This window comes from Hymenobacter sp. BRD128 (assembly GCF_013256625.1).
Lineage (GTDB): Bacteria > Bacteroidota > Bacteroidia > Cytophagales > Hymenobacteraceae > Hymenobacter.
On the sequence record NZ_CP053908.1, the window covers coordinates 2,062,714 to 2,078,244 of the forward strand.

The 15,531-nt window shown below is 61.9% G+C and carries 16 protein-coding genes and 1 riboswitch; of the genes, 6 read left to right on the forward strand and 10 right to left on the reverse strand.

Going from position 1 to position 15,531, the window contains the following annotated elements; translation table 11 throughout:
- Positions 1 to 6 precede the first annotated feature (6 nt).
- Genes pseI through GKZ68_RS09095 form a run of 4 tightly spaced genes read left to right on the forward strand, consistent with a single transcriptional unit; the run spans position 7 to position 5,254 of the window.
- A complete protein-coding gene (pseI, locus tag GKZ68_RS09080) occupies positions 7 to 1,074 on the forward strand; it encodes a pseudaminic acid synthase (protein ID WP_173113505.1) in 1,068 nt (355 codons plus the stop codon).
- Positions 1,071 to 2,366, forward strand: a complete 1,296-nt coding sequence (locus GKZ68_RS09085; RefSeq protein ID WP_254244233.1) for a hypothetical protein — start codon at positions 1,071 to 1,073, stop codon at positions 2,364 to 2,366. Before pseI ends, GKZ68_RS09085 begins: the two co-directional genes overlap by 4 nt.
- A gap of 13 nt (positions 2,367 to 2,379) precedes the next feature.
- Positions 2,380 to 3,762: a hypothetical protein gene (locus tag GKZ68_RS09090; RefSeq protein WP_173113507.1), complete on the forward strand. Its 1,383-nt coding sequence runs from the start codon at positions 2,380 to 2,382 to the stop codon at positions 3,760 to 3,762.
- Positions 3,763 to 3,781: 19 nt separating this feature from the next.
- The gene (locus tag GKZ68_RS09095) at positions 3,782 to 5,254 is read left to right on the forward strand and encodes a lipopolysaccharide biosynthesis protein (protein WP_173113509.1); all 1,473 of its coding nucleotides are present in this window, start codon (positions 3,782 to 3,784) and stop codon (positions 5,252 to 5,254) included.
- A 202-nt stretch (positions 5,255 to 5,456) separates the two neighbouring features.
- On the opposite strand, the gene GKZ68_RS09100 is transcribed toward GKZ68_RS09095, so the two are convergent.
- The 3 genes from GKZ68_RS09100 to GKZ68_RS09110 all read right to left on the reverse strand — a co-directional run bounded on the left by GKZ68_RS09100 (position 5,457) and on the right by GKZ68_RS09110 (position 7,864).
- Complete coding sequence (locus GKZ68_RS09100; RefSeq protein WP_173113512.1) at positions 5,457 to 5,882, reverse strand: PAS domain-containing protein; 426 nt, start codon at positions 5,880 to 5,882, stop codon at positions 5,457 to 5,459.
- 18 nt (positions 5,883 to 5,900) lie between these two features.
- On the reverse strand, positions 5,901 to 6,260 hold the full coding sequence (locus GKZ68_RS09105) for a hypothetical protein (protein ID WP_173113515.1): 360 nt from the start codon (positions 6,258 to 6,260) through the stop codon (positions 5,901 to 5,903).
- A gap of 149 nt (positions 6,261 to 6,409) precedes the next feature.
- The gene (locus GKZ68_RS09110) at positions 6,410 to 7,864 is read right to left on the reverse strand and encodes an amino acid permease (RefSeq protein WP_173113518.1); all 1,455 of its coding nucleotides are present in this window, start codon (positions 7,862 to 7,864) and stop codon (positions 6,410 to 6,412) included.
- A 237-nt stretch (positions 7,865 to 8,101) separates the two neighbouring features.
- Positions 8,102 to 8,212, reverse strand: a riboswitch (SAM riboswitch).
- Positions 8,213 to 8,665: 453 nt separating this feature from the next.
- On the opposite strand from GKZ68_RS09110, the gene GKZ68_RS09115 reads away from it, so the two are divergent.
- The gene (locus GKZ68_RS09115; protein WP_173113521.1) at positions 8,666 to 9,514 is read left to right on the forward strand and encodes a hypothetical protein; all 849 of its coding nucleotides are present in this window, start codon (positions 8,666 to 8,668) and stop codon (positions 9,512 to 9,514) included.
- 8 nt (positions 9,515 to 9,522) lie between these two features.
- Here GKZ68_RS09115 and GKZ68_RS09120 read toward each other — a convergent pair whose 3' ends face one another.
- The 6 genes from GKZ68_RS09120 to GKZ68_RS09145 form a co-directional block, all read right to left on the reverse strand.
- Complete coding sequence (locus GKZ68_RS09120) at positions 9,523 to 10,170, reverse strand: hypothetical protein (protein WP_173113524.1); 648 nt, start codon at positions 10,168 to 10,170, stop codon at positions 9,523 to 9,525.
- A gap of 63 nt (positions 10,171 to 10,233) precedes the next feature.
- Entirely contained in the window at positions 10,234 to 11,715 is a 1,482-nt protein-coding gene (locus GKZ68_RS09125; protein WP_173113527.1) for a hypothetical protein, read from the reverse strand.
- Positions 11,702 to 12,724: a Gfo/Idh/MocA family protein gene (locus GKZ68_RS09130; RefSeq protein ID WP_173113529.1), complete on the reverse strand. Its 1,023-nt coding sequence runs from the start codon at positions 12,722 to 12,724 to the stop codon at positions 11,702 to 11,704. Before GKZ68_RS09130 ends, GKZ68_RS09125 begins: the two co-directional genes overlap by 14 nt.
- Positions 12,725 to 13,081 carry a type II toxin-antitoxin system HigA family antitoxin gene (locus tag GKZ68_RS09135; protein ID WP_173113531.1) on the reverse strand — a complete coding sequence of 119 codons (357 nt, stop codon included), beginning with the start codon at positions 13,079 to 13,081 and terminating at the stop codon, positions 12,725 to 12,727.
- Complete coding sequence (locus GKZ68_RS09140) at positions 13,078 to 13,410, reverse strand: type II toxin-antitoxin system HigB family toxin (protein WP_367949218.1); 333 nt, start codon at positions 13,408 to 13,410, stop codon at positions 13,078 to 13,080. Before GKZ68_RS09140 ends, GKZ68_RS09135 begins: the two co-directional genes overlap by 4 nt.
- A 27-nt stretch (positions 13,411 to 13,437) precedes the next feature.
- A complete protein-coding gene (locus GKZ68_RS09145; protein WP_367949219.1) occupies positions 13,438 to 14,571 on the reverse strand; it encodes a DegT/DnrJ/EryC1/StrS family aminotransferase in 1,134 nt (377 codons plus the stop codon).
- A 64-nt stretch (positions 14,572 to 14,635) separates the two neighbouring features.
- On the opposite strand from GKZ68_RS09145, the gene GKZ68_RS09150 reads away from it, so the two are divergent.
- Positions 14,636 to 14,791: a hypothetical protein gene (locus GKZ68_RS09150; protein ID WP_173113535.1), complete on the forward strand. Its 156-nt coding sequence runs from the start codon at positions 14,636 to 14,638 to the stop codon at positions 14,789 to 14,791.
- Here the strand turns inward: GKZ68_RS09150 and GKZ68_RS09155 are convergent.
- Complete coding sequence (locus GKZ68_RS09155; protein ID WP_173113537.1) at positions 14,788 to 15,525, reverse strand: glycosyltransferase family 2 protein; 738 nt, start codon at positions 15,523 to 15,525, stop codon at positions 14,788 to 14,790. The genes GKZ68_RS09150 and GKZ68_RS09155 overlap by 4 nt on opposite strands.
- Positions 15,526 to 15,531 lie beyond the last annotated feature (6 nt).

A 15,531-nucleotide genomic window follows, 5' to 3' on the forward strand; every position in this document is an offset into this window, starting at 1 on the left:
TACGGTATGCTTACGTTTTCCATCGGCGGCCGGCCCGTCGGTCCCGACTGCCTCCCGTTTATCATTGCCGAGATGTCGGGCAATCACAACCAGAGCCTCGACCGGGCGCTAGCCCTCGTGGATGCTGCCGCCCAGGCTGGTGTGCACGCCCTCAAGCTCCAGACCTACACCGCCGACACCATCAGCATGGATACCGGCTTCGTGATTCGCGAAGAAGGCCAGTCGCTATGGGAAGGCAAAGACTTATATCAGCTTTATAAAGAGGCCTATACACCCTGGGAGTGGCACGCCCCCATCTTCGAGCGGGCGCGCAAGCACGGCTTGCTCGCCTTCAGTTCGCCATTTGACGAAACGGCGGTAGACTTTCTGGAAAGCCTCGACGTACCAGCCTATAAAATTGCCTCGTTTGAGAATGCGCACTGGCCGCTGTTGCGCCGCGTGGCGGCCACCGGCAAGCCCGTGATAGTGAGCACCGGCGCCGCTACGCTCAGCGAAATCGACGAAGCCGTGCGTGTACTGCGCGCGGCCGGCTGCCGCGAGTTGGTGTTGCTTAAGTGCACCAGTACTTACCCAGCCTCGCCAGCTACTACCAATCTGCGCACTATTCCGGTGCTGGCCAGCGCTTTTGACTGCCCGGTGGGCCTCAGCGACCACACGATGGGCGTGGGCGCCAGCGTGGCGGCCGTAGCATTGGGAGCGTGCGTTATTGAGAAGCATTTTACGCTGCGCCGCGCCGACGGCGGCGTCGATTCAGCTTTTTCGCTAGAGCCCGAAGAATTAAAGCTATTGGTTGAAGAAACTATCCGCGCCCACCAGGCACTGGGCACTGTCCAGCTGTGCGTGCAGGCTAGCGAGGAGAAAAGCCGCGTTTTTAAGCGCAGCATTTACGTAGCGAAACCCGTGGCTGCTGGCGAGGAGTTAACCAGTGAAAATCTACGCATCATCCGCCCCGGCGACGGCCTGCTACCCCGCCATTGGGACGTGGTGCTGGGCCGCCGGGCTAGCCGGGCCTTGCAGCCGGGCACGCCCCTTACCTGGGATGCCCTGCTGGGCGAACCGGTAAGCCAGCCGTGAGCGCGCGCATTGCTCGCCTGCGCGATATATTACAACTGCGCTTCAGCGATTTATTCAGCGGGTTACCAGCCGCTGTGCTAGCCAGCATCTCGCCGGCTAGCCCCTGGCGGCGGCTGGCGCGCGTAGCAGGCTACGCCGGCCTGCGGCTGGTGGGCCACCTGTTTCAGCCCATTCGCAATCCCGACCAGCTTGCCGGCGCGGTGTGGCTTTACGTGGTGAGCGCCAATAATTACGAAGCGCTGAAATTTATTCAGGAGGCGCGGCCCGATGCGGTGCTGGTAGCGGGCCAGGGCAAGAACATCGGGCGCTACGGCGCGAGCGTCAACCGGCTTTCGCTGCGACGTAAAATCTTGTATTACTGGCAATACCCGAGCGCGCTGGTGGGCCTGTACCACCAGCTGGGCCAACGGGCGCTACGGTTTTTCGACCTCATTTTCTACGCCATCGGCTACTATGAGGTGTACCGGCTAGCCCTGCGTCATCACCAGCCGCGGGCCGTCATCTTCGCCAACGACCACAACGACGATGCCCGCGCCCTGCTGCTGGCCTGCCGCGCCGAGGGCGTGCCCACGGCCTACGTGCAGCACGCCAGCGTGAGCACCAATTTCCCCCCGCTAGGCTTCGACTTGAGCTTACTCGAAGGCCAGGACGCGCTCGATAAATACCGCCAGTGCGGCCCCGTGCGCGGGCGCGTCGAGCTGGTGGGCATGCCCAAGGCCGATGCCTTTCTGGCCCAACGCAACACCGCCTCGCGGGTGCGGCGCGTGGCCGTGGCCTGCAATCTGCTCGACGAGTTGCCCGCCGTAGCGGATACGCTAGCCTATTTGCTGCGCGAATTGCCCGACCTCGCCTTTACGCTGCGCCCCCACCCCAGCGACCGCCGCGACTTCACCGCCCTGCGCCAGGCCCTGCCCGCCTTGCAGTGGAGCAATCCGCAGCAGGAAAACGTATTCGAGTTTTTGCAAAATCACGATGCGCTGGTGGCCGCCGACACCAGCACCCACCTCGAAGCTACCCTGCTCAACGTGGCTAGCCTCTACTACCGCTTCACGCCCACGCCTACCCTGGCCGATTATTACGGCTACGCGGCCCACGGCCTCAGCGAGTGGGCGCACTCGCCGGCCAGGCTGGCGGCCGCGCTGCGCCGACTAGCCCAGCACAAGCCGCTCGCCCTCTACCGCCGCGCCGCTTACTACAATGCCACGCTGGGCACCCCCGATGAGGGCCACAGCCGCGCGCTGGCCGTGCGCCGGCTGGCCGAGTGGCTGGCCGACCCGGCCGGCGGGGCGTAATTTCGCGGCTGCCATGCCCGCTCCTACCCTAGCCCCTGCCGCCCCCGTTGCCGTTTCGGCTGAGGTGCGCCTGGCGTATGTGCTGCGTCACTTCCGGCTAGCCTACCCCGGCGCGCCAGCCATAGCTATCGGCTATGCGGAAAGCCAGCCGCAGGTAGAAATAGCTGAGAAGAGCGGTAGTTTCTTCGCTGAAAATAACCCTTACCCAGCCGCGCCCAACTGGCGCGAGTGGCTTGGCCGGCAGGTGCCGTTTTTCTTTGATAATGCGCTCGAAAAACCGCTGCTGATTTTTGATGAAAAACGGGTAATTATTTCGGCTGATATTATTTCCGCAGCATTTTATTTATTGAGCGGCTGGCAGGAATATTTTTCTATTGAACGTGACCGACACGGGCGTTTTCCCTACGCGGCGAGCGTGCAGCAAAAATGTAATTTTGTGACGCTACCGGTCGTTAATTATTATTTCGATGTACTGAAAACAGCCGTGGAGCACGTGGCCAGAATACCACTAAAACTACGCTGCTGGGGTAACCAGCAAGCCGAATTTGTGGCATTTATCTCGCATGATATTGATAATTTGCGTAGCGCCTGGAAAGCGCCGGCCAGAGCGGCATTGCAGCAGCGAAAATTTGGTCTGTTCGGAAAATTATTGTGGCGGCATCTGAATAATACAGACGCCTGGGACAATCTGGAAGCCGTAGCGGCACAAGTGGCGCAATACAGAGCAAAATCTACATTTTTTATATTGCCTACTACTAAGAAAGCAGCTAATGACACACCTAACGCCGACTATAAACTAACATTTGATTTGTGGCAGCGGCTACAGCAACTTAAGCAGCAGGGCTACGAACTAGCGCAGCACGGTAGCCTGGGAACAGCCATTGATACAAACCTTCTGGATACAGAATGGCTGGAGAAACTACAAGCCGAAGCTCAAGGGCTGCGCTTTCATTATTTAAGTTGGGAGCCGCGTCAAACGCCAAGTATAATTGACTGGGTAGGTATCCGGTACGATACTACACTGTGTTTTGCCGAACATTACGGTTTTCGTCACAGTTACTGCTTACCATTTTATCCATTTAATTTTAATAATGGTCTGGCAGCAGAGTTCCTTGAAATCCCGCTCAATATAATGGACACTACGCTGCATCATCCTAATTACTTGCAGCTAGCCCCAGCCGAAATTCTACCCGCGCTCGAACCGGTTTTCGCCGAAATAAAACGCTTTGGTGGTGTAGCTTCCGTGCTGTGGCACAACGAGAATTTTGACCCAGCCAACACGCAAAATGGCCCGCGAGAATTTCACGAAATAATGCGCCATTTGCAGCAGCAAGGCGCGGCCTTTCGCACCGGTCGCGAAATATGGGAGGAATTTACGGCCGAGTCCAATTTATAATTAACTATTCATAATTCATTTGGGTATCGTTCAGCGGCAGGGGCTGCGCAACACGTTTATTTCCTACGTCGGGCTGGGCATTGGCTTTGTCAATACCACGCTGGTGCTGCCGCGGCTACTGGCGCCAGCGCAGCTCGGCCTCACGTCGGTGCTGGTGTCGCTGGCTACAATGGGCGCGCTGGTGTCGGCACTCGGTTTTACTAATACTACGCTGCGGTATTTTCCCTATTTCCGCAACCGGGAGAATGGGCATTCGGGTTTTTTGCCGCTGCTGCTGGGGCTACCATTAGCCCTGTTTGGCGTGGTGGCGCTGGTGCTGTGGCTGGGCCGGCCGCTGGTGCTGCGCTGGTATGCGCACGATGCGGCGTTGCTAGGGCCGCACTACGGCGTGATGTTGGGGCTGGCGCTATGCATTCTGCTTTATAATCTGCTCGAAGCCTATACCAAGTCACTGTTTCACACGTCGTTCTCGTCATTTCTCACCGACGTGCTGCAACGCCTGCTCATCGTAGGGGCGGCGGTGCTTTATGGGTCGGGCTATTTATCATTCGATGGCTTTGTGCTGGCCTACATGGGCAGCTACGCGGCCATCGCAGCGCTGCTGCTAGGGTACCTTGCGGTCATTGGTGAGCTGCATTTGCGGCCCACGCGGGCGGTGCTGCGGGTGCGGCCGGTGGGCGAATTGCTGCGCTTCGGCAGCTTTGCGCTGCTGGGCAATATCTCGGGCACGCTGCTGGTCACCATCGACTCGCTGATGCTGGGCTCGCACAGCTTTGCCGATGCGGGTATTTATACCATTGCCCTTAACATCAGCACGGCGCTGGCGGTGCCGTTTCGGGCCTTGCTCAAAACGGCTTACCCGCTCATTGCCGAGTATTGGAAAGAAGGGGCTAGCGAGAAGCTGCTCGACTTTTACCGCCGCACTACCCGCCTCAACACGGCGCTGGGCGCCTACCTGGCGCTGGGCATCGGGCTCAATCTGCCGTTCATTTACTCTCTCATTCACCGGCCCGAGTACGCAGCCGGCACCGTGGCGGTGCTGCTGCTGCTGGCCGGCCGCCTCACCGACGGCATCACGGGTATCAATGGCATTATTGTGGTCACCTCGCCGCGCTACCGCTACGATTTGCTGTTCAACCTAGCCTTGTCGGTACTCATCATCGGGCTCAATGCGCTGCTTATTCCGCGCCTGGGCTTGCTGGGGGCCGCTATTTCCAACGCGGCGGCGCTGGCGGGCATCAACCTGGCGCGCACTTGGTTTGTGTGGCGCAGCTTCGGCTGGCAACCCTTCGACCGGCGCATTTTCTATATCCTGGGGCTAGCGGGCGGGGCAGCGCTGGTAGCCTGGCTGCTGCCCACGCTGCCCAATAGCTGGCTGACGCTGCTGCTGCGCGGCGGCGTGCTCACGGTACTCTACGGGGCCGGGCTGCTGCTGAGCGGCTGGGTGCCGGAGGTGTCGGCGCTGGCCCGGCGGCTGGGTATCGGGCGCTAGCTAGCGCCGCTGCTCCGGTAGCCGGGGCCTAAACAGGCGCAGGCTACCGGGGTAACAGCATTTTTACAAACTTATTACTCAATGCCTTACGCGGCTAGTTGCGCGGGCCGGCCGTGGCGCCCAGCTCGTGCAATTTCGCCTGGAGCTGCCGCACTTCGCGCTCCAACTCCAGGTTGCGGAAGGTCACTTTCACCTCCAGGTCCTAGTACGAGCGCGTGAGCTGCTCCTGTAGCTGGCGCATGGCCGTCACGTCGGTGATGGTGCCAATGAAGCGGTAAACCCGCGTGCCACCTTCGTCAAAAAACGCCCGGCCCGTGGCCCGGGCCCACAGCACGGGCTGGCCCGGCAGCTGCCAGCGGGTGCGGTACTCAATGTCGTAGCTGCCCGAGCCGGTGGGGTCAAAGGCATGCTCGACGGCGGCTATGGTGGCCGCCCGGTCATCGGGATGCACCAGCGCTACAAAGTCGGCGTAGGTAACCGATTGCTCGACCGGCACGCCGAATAGTTCTTTGCAACGGGGCGACCAGGTCAGCGTATCCGCGAGCAGGTCGTAGTCCCAGGTACCAACGCCGGCCGCGTCAACGGCTGTTTGCAGGCGCTCAAAGGCAGTGAAATCGGGAGTTATCACGTACTGTAAAACAGCTGATTAAGGATGAACCAAAAACAATTCCAGGCCCGACTGGAAGTACAGGACCAGCGTGCGGTATGCGCCGTCGGCCGAGCGGCGCAGGCGCGTTATCAGGGCGCTTACGCTTTCAGTGGCTAGCTGCAGCTGCAAGTAGGGGCGGCTCAGCAGGCTGTCGCGCTCTACCGACCACTGCCCGGTGGCCGGAGCCGTGGGCGTATCGAGCCGCAGGTAGCCTTCTTCTAAGTGCAAAAAGGTGGCCTGGGCCAGGGGGTCATCCGGGTCGGCCTGGCTCAGCACCCGGTCTACCACCCGCCAGCTGCCGTGCAAGTACGGGTCGGGTACTTGTTGCAGGTTAACATCGAGCAAAAGCTGATTCATAAAATAATGCCGCTCGTAGCCGCTGCACCAATGAGATTACGGATAAAAAATAAGGGTCCGTTGCACAAATTTACGGCGCCGCCCGCTTTGTTCTTTCCCGGCTGCCCTTGGCCATGACCGGCGCGGGCGGGCCCCGACAAGTGCCGCCCTTAGCGGCGGGCTGCTGCCTGCTGGCGCAATTTGCTGTGCTGCTTGCCGTAGCCGAAGTAAATGGCTAGCCCGATGGCCAGCCACACGGCCAGCCGCAACCAGGTTTCCCAGGGCAGGCTCACCATCATTAGTACGCAGGTGGCGATGCCCAGGATGGGCACCAGCGGCACCCACGGCGTGCGGAAGCTGCGCGGGGCGTCGGGGTTGGTGCGGCGCATGATGAGCACGCCCAGGCACACCATCACGAAGGCCAGCAGCGTGCCGATGCTCGTCATTTCGCCCACCACCGAGATAGGCACGAAGCCCGCGAACAGCGCGATAAATGCCCCCAGCAGTAGGTTGGACTGCACCGGCGTGCGGAACGTGGGGTGCACTTTGGCAAAAACCGGCGGCAGCAAGCCGTCCTTCGCCATCGAGAAAAACACCCGCGACTGCCCGAGCAAATCGACCAGAATAACCGAGGTGTAGCCAATGAGAATGGCCCCGATAATAGCCCCGCTGAGCCAGGCGTAGGGCGTTTTTTCGATGGCGATGGCCACCGGTGCGGCGCTGTCCTTAAACTCTTTGTAGTTGGCCAGCCCGGTCATGACGTAGCCGAAGAGCACAAATAAAATGGTGCACACCACCAGCGAGCCGATGATGCCGATGGGCATGTTGCGCTGCGGATTCTTGGTTTCCTGCGCCATGGTGGCCACGATGTCGAAGCCGATGAATACGAAGAACACCACGCCCGCCCCGCGCAACACGCCGCTCAGGCCAAACTCGCCAAACTTGCCGGTATTTTCGGGAATGTAGGGGTGATAATTGGCCGGGTTGATGTACTTCCAGCCTAGCACGATAAATATCAGCACCACTGACACTTTCAGGGCCACTACCAAGGCATTGAACCACGCCGAGCCCGACGTGCCCCGAATAATAACGGCCGTGATAACCAGCACAATGAGCATGGCCGGCAGGTTGACCAGCCCGTGCACCACCGAGCCATCGGCAAGTTTGGCCGGGGCATCGAAGGGCGAAAGCACGAGCTGCGCGGGCAAGTGCAGGCCGTATTTACTCAGAAACTTGAGCAGGTATTGCGACCAGCTGATGGCCACCGTGGCGGCGCCCACCGAGTATTCGAGCACGAGGTCCCAGCCGATAATCCAGGCAAATAATTCGCCCATCGTGGCGTAAGCGTAGGTGTAGGCCGAGCCGGCCACCGGCACCAGGGCCGCAAACTCGGCGTAGCACAACGCCGAAAAGGCACAGCCTACGGCCGCCACCACGAAGGAGAGCGTCACGGCCGGCCCCGCATTATTGGCCGCCGCAATGCCAGTGAGCGAAAACAAGCCCGCCCCAATGATAACCCCAATACCTAGCGCAATGAGGCTCACGCCGTTGAGGCTGCGCTTGAGGGTACCCGCGCCCGTCTCGGCCGCTTCCTGCCGCAGCAGGTCCAGTGATTTTGTCAGCATAAAATGATGTAGCCCGGCCTCCACAGCCGCACCCAAACGACTTGCCCAGCCCGTGCGCACCCGCGCCCGGCTAGCCTCAGTCAACTCCCTAAAAAATGAAAAACGATGGGACAGTCGCCGGTCGGCGACGCCCGCTACTCCTTACCAACAACAGCCAGCCGCGCAACGGCTAGCCCGCGCTAGCGCGCCGGAAATGGAGGAAGCAGAACTAATAAAAACAGCAGAAAGCACCACGGGCTTTTATAGGACCGCCATAGTTTAGCGGCCGGTCGGTTGGCACCGTTCCGCCAAGGGGCGGGGGTTGCCGGCGCGTCGCAGAGCCTATCTCTCAGCGCCTCTTTATAAAAACAAGCGGGCCCAAAAGACTGCTCGACTAGGGCAAAGATACGGCCGGATGGGCGCGCACATAAGGCTAAATTTGTCGGCTTGGCTTACTGCCACTTTGACAAATAATTAGCTAACACGTATTATTTACTGAATATCAGTTACTTATTACGTATTTTTCAACAACCTTCCCCATCTATGCGGAGCTTATTCCTGACAGCTGTTTTGCTGCTCAGCTTGCATTTTTTAAGCTTTTGCCAAGCCTACCAGCAGTTTACACTGAATGCAGGCGTGCAGGCCAGCGACTCGGCCAGCCGCGCTGCCCTAGCCACTTGGGATGCTTATTTGGGCGCCAAGGCAACAGACAAGGCTAGCTAGTGGGCCGCCGACGAGCGCACGCGCTACGCGGGTGGCGACTTGTTGCTACACGAGGGCTTTGTCCGGCCTAACATCTACGCCTTCACGACTCGCAAGGTCGTGCTAAGTCTATCCCGGCAGGGCGACGACCTTTACTTGTGCCGCACGCAGTTTTATTGGGAAATCGGCGCTGAGCCAGCACGGCAGCTACAGGTACTGGCTATAGTGAGCGTATATCTGCAACGGCAGCACGGCCACTGGTCATTACGCAACTACTTAACCTACAGCACCCAGCGCTGGCCTACGCACCAAGTAGGGCTGCTTACCTATCGGGTACCGCCGGGCTATCGTTTCCAACGGCGAAAAGCGCGGCAGGCAGCCAGCTTTCTGGCCGGTATATTCCGGGATTTTGGCTTTGCACCCGTGCCGGTCACGTATTACGTAGCGCCTGACTGTGATGCCATACAACACCTGAGAGGGTTTGAATACGTGCTAGGGTCAGGACTAGGGGGCAACCCGGTGTGCGGCTTTTACGACGAGGTCAACCACCTGGTGTATGCCGGGGGCCAAGGTGAAGCCTATCTACACGAACTGGCACACGTCATTAATCCATACTTTCCGCAGGCGCATCCGCTACTGCTCACGGGCTTTGCCGGTTTGAAAGGCGGTCATTACGGCCACAACCTACGCTACCACAAAGTTCGAGTCCAAGCATATCTCGCCAGCCACTCGGTAGACCTCACCGACCCGCTGAATTTTACTTTGCTCGACGCCGAAACCAATCCGCAATACGTGATAGGCGGTATTTTCTGCGAATTAGCTTTGCAGCAAGGTGGGCTACCCAAGCTGAAAGCCCTGCTAGGATACGGCACGAGCGACGCTGATTTTTACCGTGCGCTCGAGCACGAACTGCACCTGCGCCGGTCCGACCTACCAGCCGTTATTAAACAGCAATTGCTTGCGCCTTGAACAGGCGTTCAGTCCGGCAGCCCGCCCTGCTCCCAGGCCGCCAGTTCGGCCGCTAAATTGCGCCGGGCTGGCTCATCTAATTCTTCTTGCAAGGCTGGCGTGTGGAAGAGCACCGGCGCTTCGAGCAGCCTGGCCAGTACCTTGCGCCGGCCGGGGCGATAGAGCAGGTCGGGCACGAGGCGGTACTCACGGCGAACCTGGCGGGCGTAGTCCCAGTATGCGGCCTCGGGCGCGCCCAAAATGCTGAGGTCGGCATCCAGAAACAGCAGCAGGTCGGCATCGTCGGGCGGCTGGGGTTGGGTGTGGTCCTGGGTGCGGCGGATGAGGTCGGCCACGCGGGCCTGGCGGGCGGGCTCCAGGCTGGTTTCGGCCAGGAACGCCAGGGCCCACTCAGCACTTTTGGCCTCGTTATCGTGCCGCAGGGCCTCGTACACGGCATCGTGAAACCAGATGGCCAGCTCCATTGCCACCGCATCTTGCCGGGGAAAGGTAGCGCCCATTGTCAGCAGGTTTTCGATGTGCTGCAAGGTGTGGTAGTGGCGCTCGGGCGCTTCGTAGGCAGCGGCTAGCCGGCGCAATTCCGCTTCGCGGCGCGGGGCATCGGGCAGCAAGGGCGTGGTGAGAGTGTGCCAGCGGGTGGCAAGGACGGTAGTCATAGGCTAACTCGCGGGAGAATGGGACTGCCAAAATAACGCCGGCCGCTGGGCAGCCACCGCGGGCTAATGCACGCGCACATCGGCCGGCGCGAGGCCCGGCCGGCTCAGGCGCAACGAATCGAGGCCGTAGTAGGTGGCGGCCGACTGGTTGTAGCGGGCGCTGGCCCGGTCGCTCAGCGGCTCACCCAGAATGAGCACGTACTGCGGCACCAGGCCCACGAGCGGCGGCACGGCCACCTCGCGCTGCCCGGCGGCTCGCGCCGCCCGAATGGTGGCCTCGCGGGCGGCTAGCTGCCGCTGCCAGGCGGGACCATTGCCGAGCCACTCGCGCCAGGCCGCGCGCTCGGGGCCGCCCAGGGCCAGCAGCAACCCGTAGAGCAGCGCTGGGCGCCGTAGCCGCAGCGCCAGCCGGGTGGCCGGTCCTGGCGCATCCGGCAGAGCGGCCCACAGCACCAGCAGCCAGCTCGTGAGCAACCCAAACCACAGAAAATTAAGCACCCGCACGGCCGGGTAGCCCCAGGCCACGAAGCTCAGAAACAGCATTTGCAGGGCCACGCCGCCCACCACAAAGACCACGCCCGCCCCTAGCGGCAGCCGCAGGCCCGCCGGCCGCAGGTGGCGGTAGCAGTAGCCCAGCCGGGCCAGCACCAGGGGCAGCACCACGAGCGCCGTCACCTGCCGGGGCTCGGTCAGGAATACTATCGTTTGCAGCGCGGCCCGGCCGAGTATCTGCCACAGCGGGATGGCCGGGCCGGCGCCATCGTGGTGCAGGCGCACGAAATTACCCGGCGAGGCTACCACCACGGCCCCCGCCACTACGGCCAGCGCCGCCAGGCCCAGCCAGCGGCGCAGGGCCCGCGCATCGCCCTGCCGATAAGCTGAGTAGCAAAGCCAGGCCAGCGCCCAGCCCAGCAGCAGCAGGGCCAGCTCCAGCGAGCCGGCCATGCCCAGGACGCTCGCGGCCGCCAGCCCGTACCAGCCCGCGCGCACCCAGCGACTGCCAGCGCGCAAGGATTGCAGCACCGCCGCTGGCCACACCATTCCCACAATGGCCGGCACCTGATACACATTGGCGCTCGAAAACCAGTAGAAAGCCGCGTAAGGGCTGGGCATTGAAAAAAGCATCGCCAGTAGCAGCACCGCCGACCAGGCCGCCGCCGCCGCCCAGCTCACCTGCCGGCGCGTAAGCACCCGCACGGCCCACGCCTGGGCTAGCCAGGTAGCCCCCAGCCAGCCCAACGACAACACCCGCAGGCCAGCGGGCCAGCCGTGCCCCAGGGGGTTGAGCTGCGTAACCCAGATGGAAAAAAAGCGCCCGGTATGGTGGGTATATAAGTACTTGTAGGCCGCCCACTGGCTACCGAGCCGGGCTAGTAGCTCTACGTAGTCGTAGTCATCCCAGTAAGGCTGGGTGTAGAACGATAGCGCCAGGTAGGGCAGCAATAGCAGCGCGAGCCCGGCTCCGATAAGCAGGCGCCGCCGGGCCTGCCATTGGCGCGCCCAGTGCGACGACTCGGGGCGGCCAGAAGGGCTAGCGGAGGGCATAAATTCGCTCGATTATTTCCACTACTTTCAGGCCATCCAGCGCGTTGGTCGTGGCGGCGCTGCGCTGTTGCAGGGTAGCTACCACGTTGTCAATCACCTGCACATGGTTGGCGGCCGAGCCCTGGTAGGGACCGTAGTCGTTGGCGGGGTTGGTGGGCGGCAGCGGGGGCATTTCGTAGTCTTGCAGGTGGCAATACTCGACCTTGTCGAGGTACTGGCCGCCGATGCGCAGCGCGCCGCGCGCGGCCACCACCGTGAGCGAGCTTTCGAGGTTGCGGTCCCACACGGCGGTGCTGTAGCTGAGCGTGCCGCTGCCCCCGCGCACCAGGTCGAAGGTGACGAGGCCGCTATCCTCAAACTCGGTAATGCCCTGGTGCGTGAAGTCGCGAAAGCGCGCCGCAATATTGGTAATGTCGCCAAAAACCCAGTACAATAAATCCACGAAGTGGCTGAACTGCGTGAAGAGCGTGCCGCCATCCAGGGCCTGAGTGCCGCGCCAGCCGCCGGGCTGGTAGTAGCGTGCATCGCGGTTCCAGAAGCAGTTGAGCTGCACCAGAAACACCTCCCCCAGCCGGCCCTCGTCCACCACCTGCTTGAGCCAGGCGGCGGGCGGCGAGTAGCGGTTTTGCATCACCCCGAAGGCTAGCCGGCCGGTTTGCCGGGCCGTGTGCACGATAAGCTCGGCATCGGCGGTGTGCAGGGCAATGGGTTTTTCGATGACCACGTGCAGCCCGGCGCGCAAGCCCGCCACGGCTTGCGGCGCGTGCAGGCCGTTGGGCGTGGCCACGGTGAGCACGTCGGCGGCGGGGCCGCTTTGCAGGTATTCTCCTAAAGAAGCGTAGAAGGGCACCGCAGGAAATTCGGCCGCGAGGCTAGCCCGCAGCTCGGCGCGCACGTCGATGAGCGCCACCAGGCTAGCCCCGGCGTGGCGCGCCACCAGCGCCGCGTGGCGCCGGCCGATGTGGCCCACGCCGCAAATGGCGAAGCGAACGAGAGAAGTGCGTGTCACTTATGCCAAAAGCACACTCGCCGGAATGTGCAATTTTTGGTAAAAAAAGCGCGCCATAGCCAGGGTCAATGGCTTGCGCCGATTCAGAATAGCCGATACGTAGCTTTTACTGCCAATCTGGCCTACCAAGTCTTTGGGCTTCAATCCCTGCTCAGCCATTTTCAGCTGAATAGCGGCAATAGGGTCAGGCAATGGCACTGGATAGTGCTCATCCTCATAGGCTCGTACCAGCATTAGGGCTATTTGTACCTGCTCGCCGGCCGGCGAGTCGGGCAGTACCTGCTGGTCAAACTGCTCGTCCAGCCAGTGCAGCAATTCATCATATTGCTGTTCGGTTTTAAGCGGTCGCAGGGTCATGAATTAGGAAATTGAATGGTGGCTACTTCTACTTGGTCATACTCTTTATGCGTTCCAAACCATTTGACTTGCATGACTTTGTACGCGAATATTACCCGCACTACCAGGCGATACTTATTACCCATTATATCGAATACTACCCGGTCATCGCCTACCAAATTGGCCGAAGCATATACCGCCTTCAACTGATTAAAGGTGGCAAATTCCCTGTCGAGCATTTCGGCATACCATTGCTGCAACGCCACGGATGCAGCCGGATACTGCTTGCAATAAGCCAGCAGCGTTCGGCGAGCGATAATATTAAACACAGTGACAAGGCCGGAGTTCACTCATAGTGAACAAATATACGCGCTGTTTTAGAACGCGCTGACTACCGCCGCTACATACGCTACCTGCGCCTCCGATAGCTCCGGATGCACGGGCAGTGACAGCACCTGCCGGCACAGCCGCTCGGCCACCGGAAACTGGCCTAGCCGGTAGCCCAGGTACGCATACGCCGGCTGCGCGTGCACCGGCAGGGGGTAGTACACGGCGCTCGGCACGCCGTGCGCTTGCAGGTGCGCCTGCAAGGCATCGCGCCGGCCCGCGCCTTCCACCTTGATGGTGTACTGGTGAAACACGTGGCTGCTGCGCGGGTCGCGGGCCGGCAGGTGCAGGCCGGGCAGGCTAGCCAGCGCGGCATCGTAGCGGACGGCCACGGCCTGGCGGCGGTGCTGGGCGGCGGGCAGGTGGCGCAGCTTCACGCGCAGCAGGGCGGCTTGCAGGGTATCGAGGCGCGAGTTGAGGCCGATGCGCTGGTGCCGGTATTTCTGACTTTGGCCGTGGTTGGCGAGCTGACGCAGCAGGCTAGCGCAAGCCGCGTCGCGGGTAAACAAGGCGCCGCCATCGCCGAGGCAGCCCAGGTTTTTACTCGGAAAAAAGGACGTCGTGCCCACCTCGCCCACCGTGCCGGCGTAGGCCGTTGCGCCGCTGGCGAAAGAGAACGTGGCCCCGAGCGCCTGCGCATTATCCTCAATCAAGGCCACGCCGGCTGGCTGGCAAATTGCAGTCAACTCTTCTAAATCAGCGCATTGCCCGAATAAATGCACTACTACCACGGCCCCGGTACGCGGCGTGAGCGCCGCCCGCACCGCCGCCGGGTCCACGTTAAACGTGTCGGGCAACACATCCACCAAAACAGGCTTCAGGCCTAGCAAGGCCGCCGCCTCCAGCGTGGCCACGTAGGTGAAAGCCGGCACGATAACCTCGGTGCCGGGCGGCAGCCCCAGGCTCAGCAGGGCCAGGGTGAGGGCATCGGTACCATTGGCGCAGGGCACTACGTGCGCGCCGCCCAGGTGCGCGCCCAGCTCGGTAGCAAACTCGCCCACGGCCGGCCCCTGAATGAAGGCGGCCTGCTGCACGGTTTCGCGCCAGGCGGCATCCAGCTCGGCCTGGTAGGCGGCGTGCTCGGCCGCCAGGTCGAGCAGGTGAATGGGAAACAAATCGGGCAAGGCAGCGGGCAAACAACGGCGAGCCCCAAAGATACTGGCCGCTTCGGCGCAGCTACGCCATGGCTTGCAGCAGCCACAGCAGCTTCAGCGCATCGAGGGCGCGCAGGCGGGGGCCGGCGCCCAGCAGGTGGCGACGCAGCGCTGGCTCCAGAGCGGCCAGGGTGGCGCGGGCCGGGCCAGCAAGCCCGGCAGCGCGCAGCCGGGCCGCTGTGCGGGCTAGCCGGGTATCAGCCCGAGCCCCTCGGTGCGCAGCACCTGCGCCAGGTTGCGCACGGCCTGCTGGCTTTTTTCGAGAAAAACAGCGGCCGGCTCCAGGCCGTCGTGCAGCACCGGGTTGTTCAGGTGCTGCACAATTATTCCGGCTCTTACCAGCTCCAGGCCAAAGCGCGTGTCCTCGTGGCCGTAGCCACTCAAGCGCTCATCCAGTGGAAACTGTTGTAGTAACGTGCTTTTTAGCACTGCATTATTAATAGCAAGCTGGCCGCCGGGGTCGCGCTGGCGGGCAGCGGCGGGGCGCATCTCGCGGGCGCGGCCGTAGTGCCAGCGCAGGCGCAGGGCGGGGTCGGCGGGCGGCGTGGCCTCGTAGGTAGTGCCGCCAATGAAGCAGCCAGTGGCGGGCCACGTGTGCACCGCCCGGGCATAGCGGGCCAAAAACTGAGTATCGGGCAGCTGACTGTCATTGTCGAGCAGCAGCAGCCACTCGTGGCCAGCCCTGCCCGCCAACTGGTTGCGGATAGCCGCGCGGCCCACGTTGGCGGGCAGCTCGGCGTAGCGCACGCCGGGCAGGCTAGCCAGCGCGCGGTTTTTCAGCCGGTATTCGTCGGTCGATTTGTCATCCAGCAGCACGATTTCGACTGGCCCCGGCCAGTCGGCCGCCTGTGCGCGCAGCGCGCTCACCAAAGCCGCCACCTCGCGGTTAAACACCGGAATCAGGATAGACAGGCCGGAATGCATATGCCA

What these genes read in the sequence shown, in the direction of transcription:
- pseI (WP_173113505.1), top strand. Translation starts at nt 7, where the DNA reads ATGCTTACGTTTTCCATCGGCGGCCGGCCCGTCGGTCCCGACTGCCTC.
- GKZ68_RS09090 (WP_173113507.1), top strand. Translation starts at nt 2,380, where the DNA reads ATGCCCGCTCCTACCCTAGCCCCTGCCGCCCCCGTTGCCGTTTCGGCT.
- GKZ68_RS09105 (WP_173113515.1), bottom strand. Translation starts at nt 6,260, where the DNA reads ATGAATCAGCTTTTGCTCGATGTTAACCTGCAACAAGTACCCGACCCG.
- GKZ68_RS09110 (WP_173113518.1), bottom strand. Translation starts at nt 7,864, where the DNA reads ATGCTGACAAAATCACTGGACCTGCTGCGGCAGGAAGCGGCCGAGACG.
- GKZ68_RS09120 (WP_173113524.1), bottom strand. Translation starts at nt 10,170, where the DNA reads ATGACTACCGTCCTTGCCACCCGCTGGCACACTCTCACCACGCCCTTG.
- GKZ68_RS09125 (WP_173113527.1), bottom strand. Translation starts at nt 11,715, where the DNA reads ATGCCCTCCGCTAGCCCTTCTGGCCGCCCCGAGTCGTCGCACTGGGCG.
- GKZ68_RS09135 (WP_173113531.1), bottom strand. Translation starts at nt 13,081, where the DNA reads ATGACCCTGCGACCGCTTAAAACCGAACAGCAATATGATGAATTGCTG.
- GKZ68_RS09155 (WP_173113537.1), bottom strand. Translation starts at nt 15,525, where the DNA reads ATGCATTCCGGCCTGTCTATCCTGATTCCGGTGTTTAACCGCGAGGTG.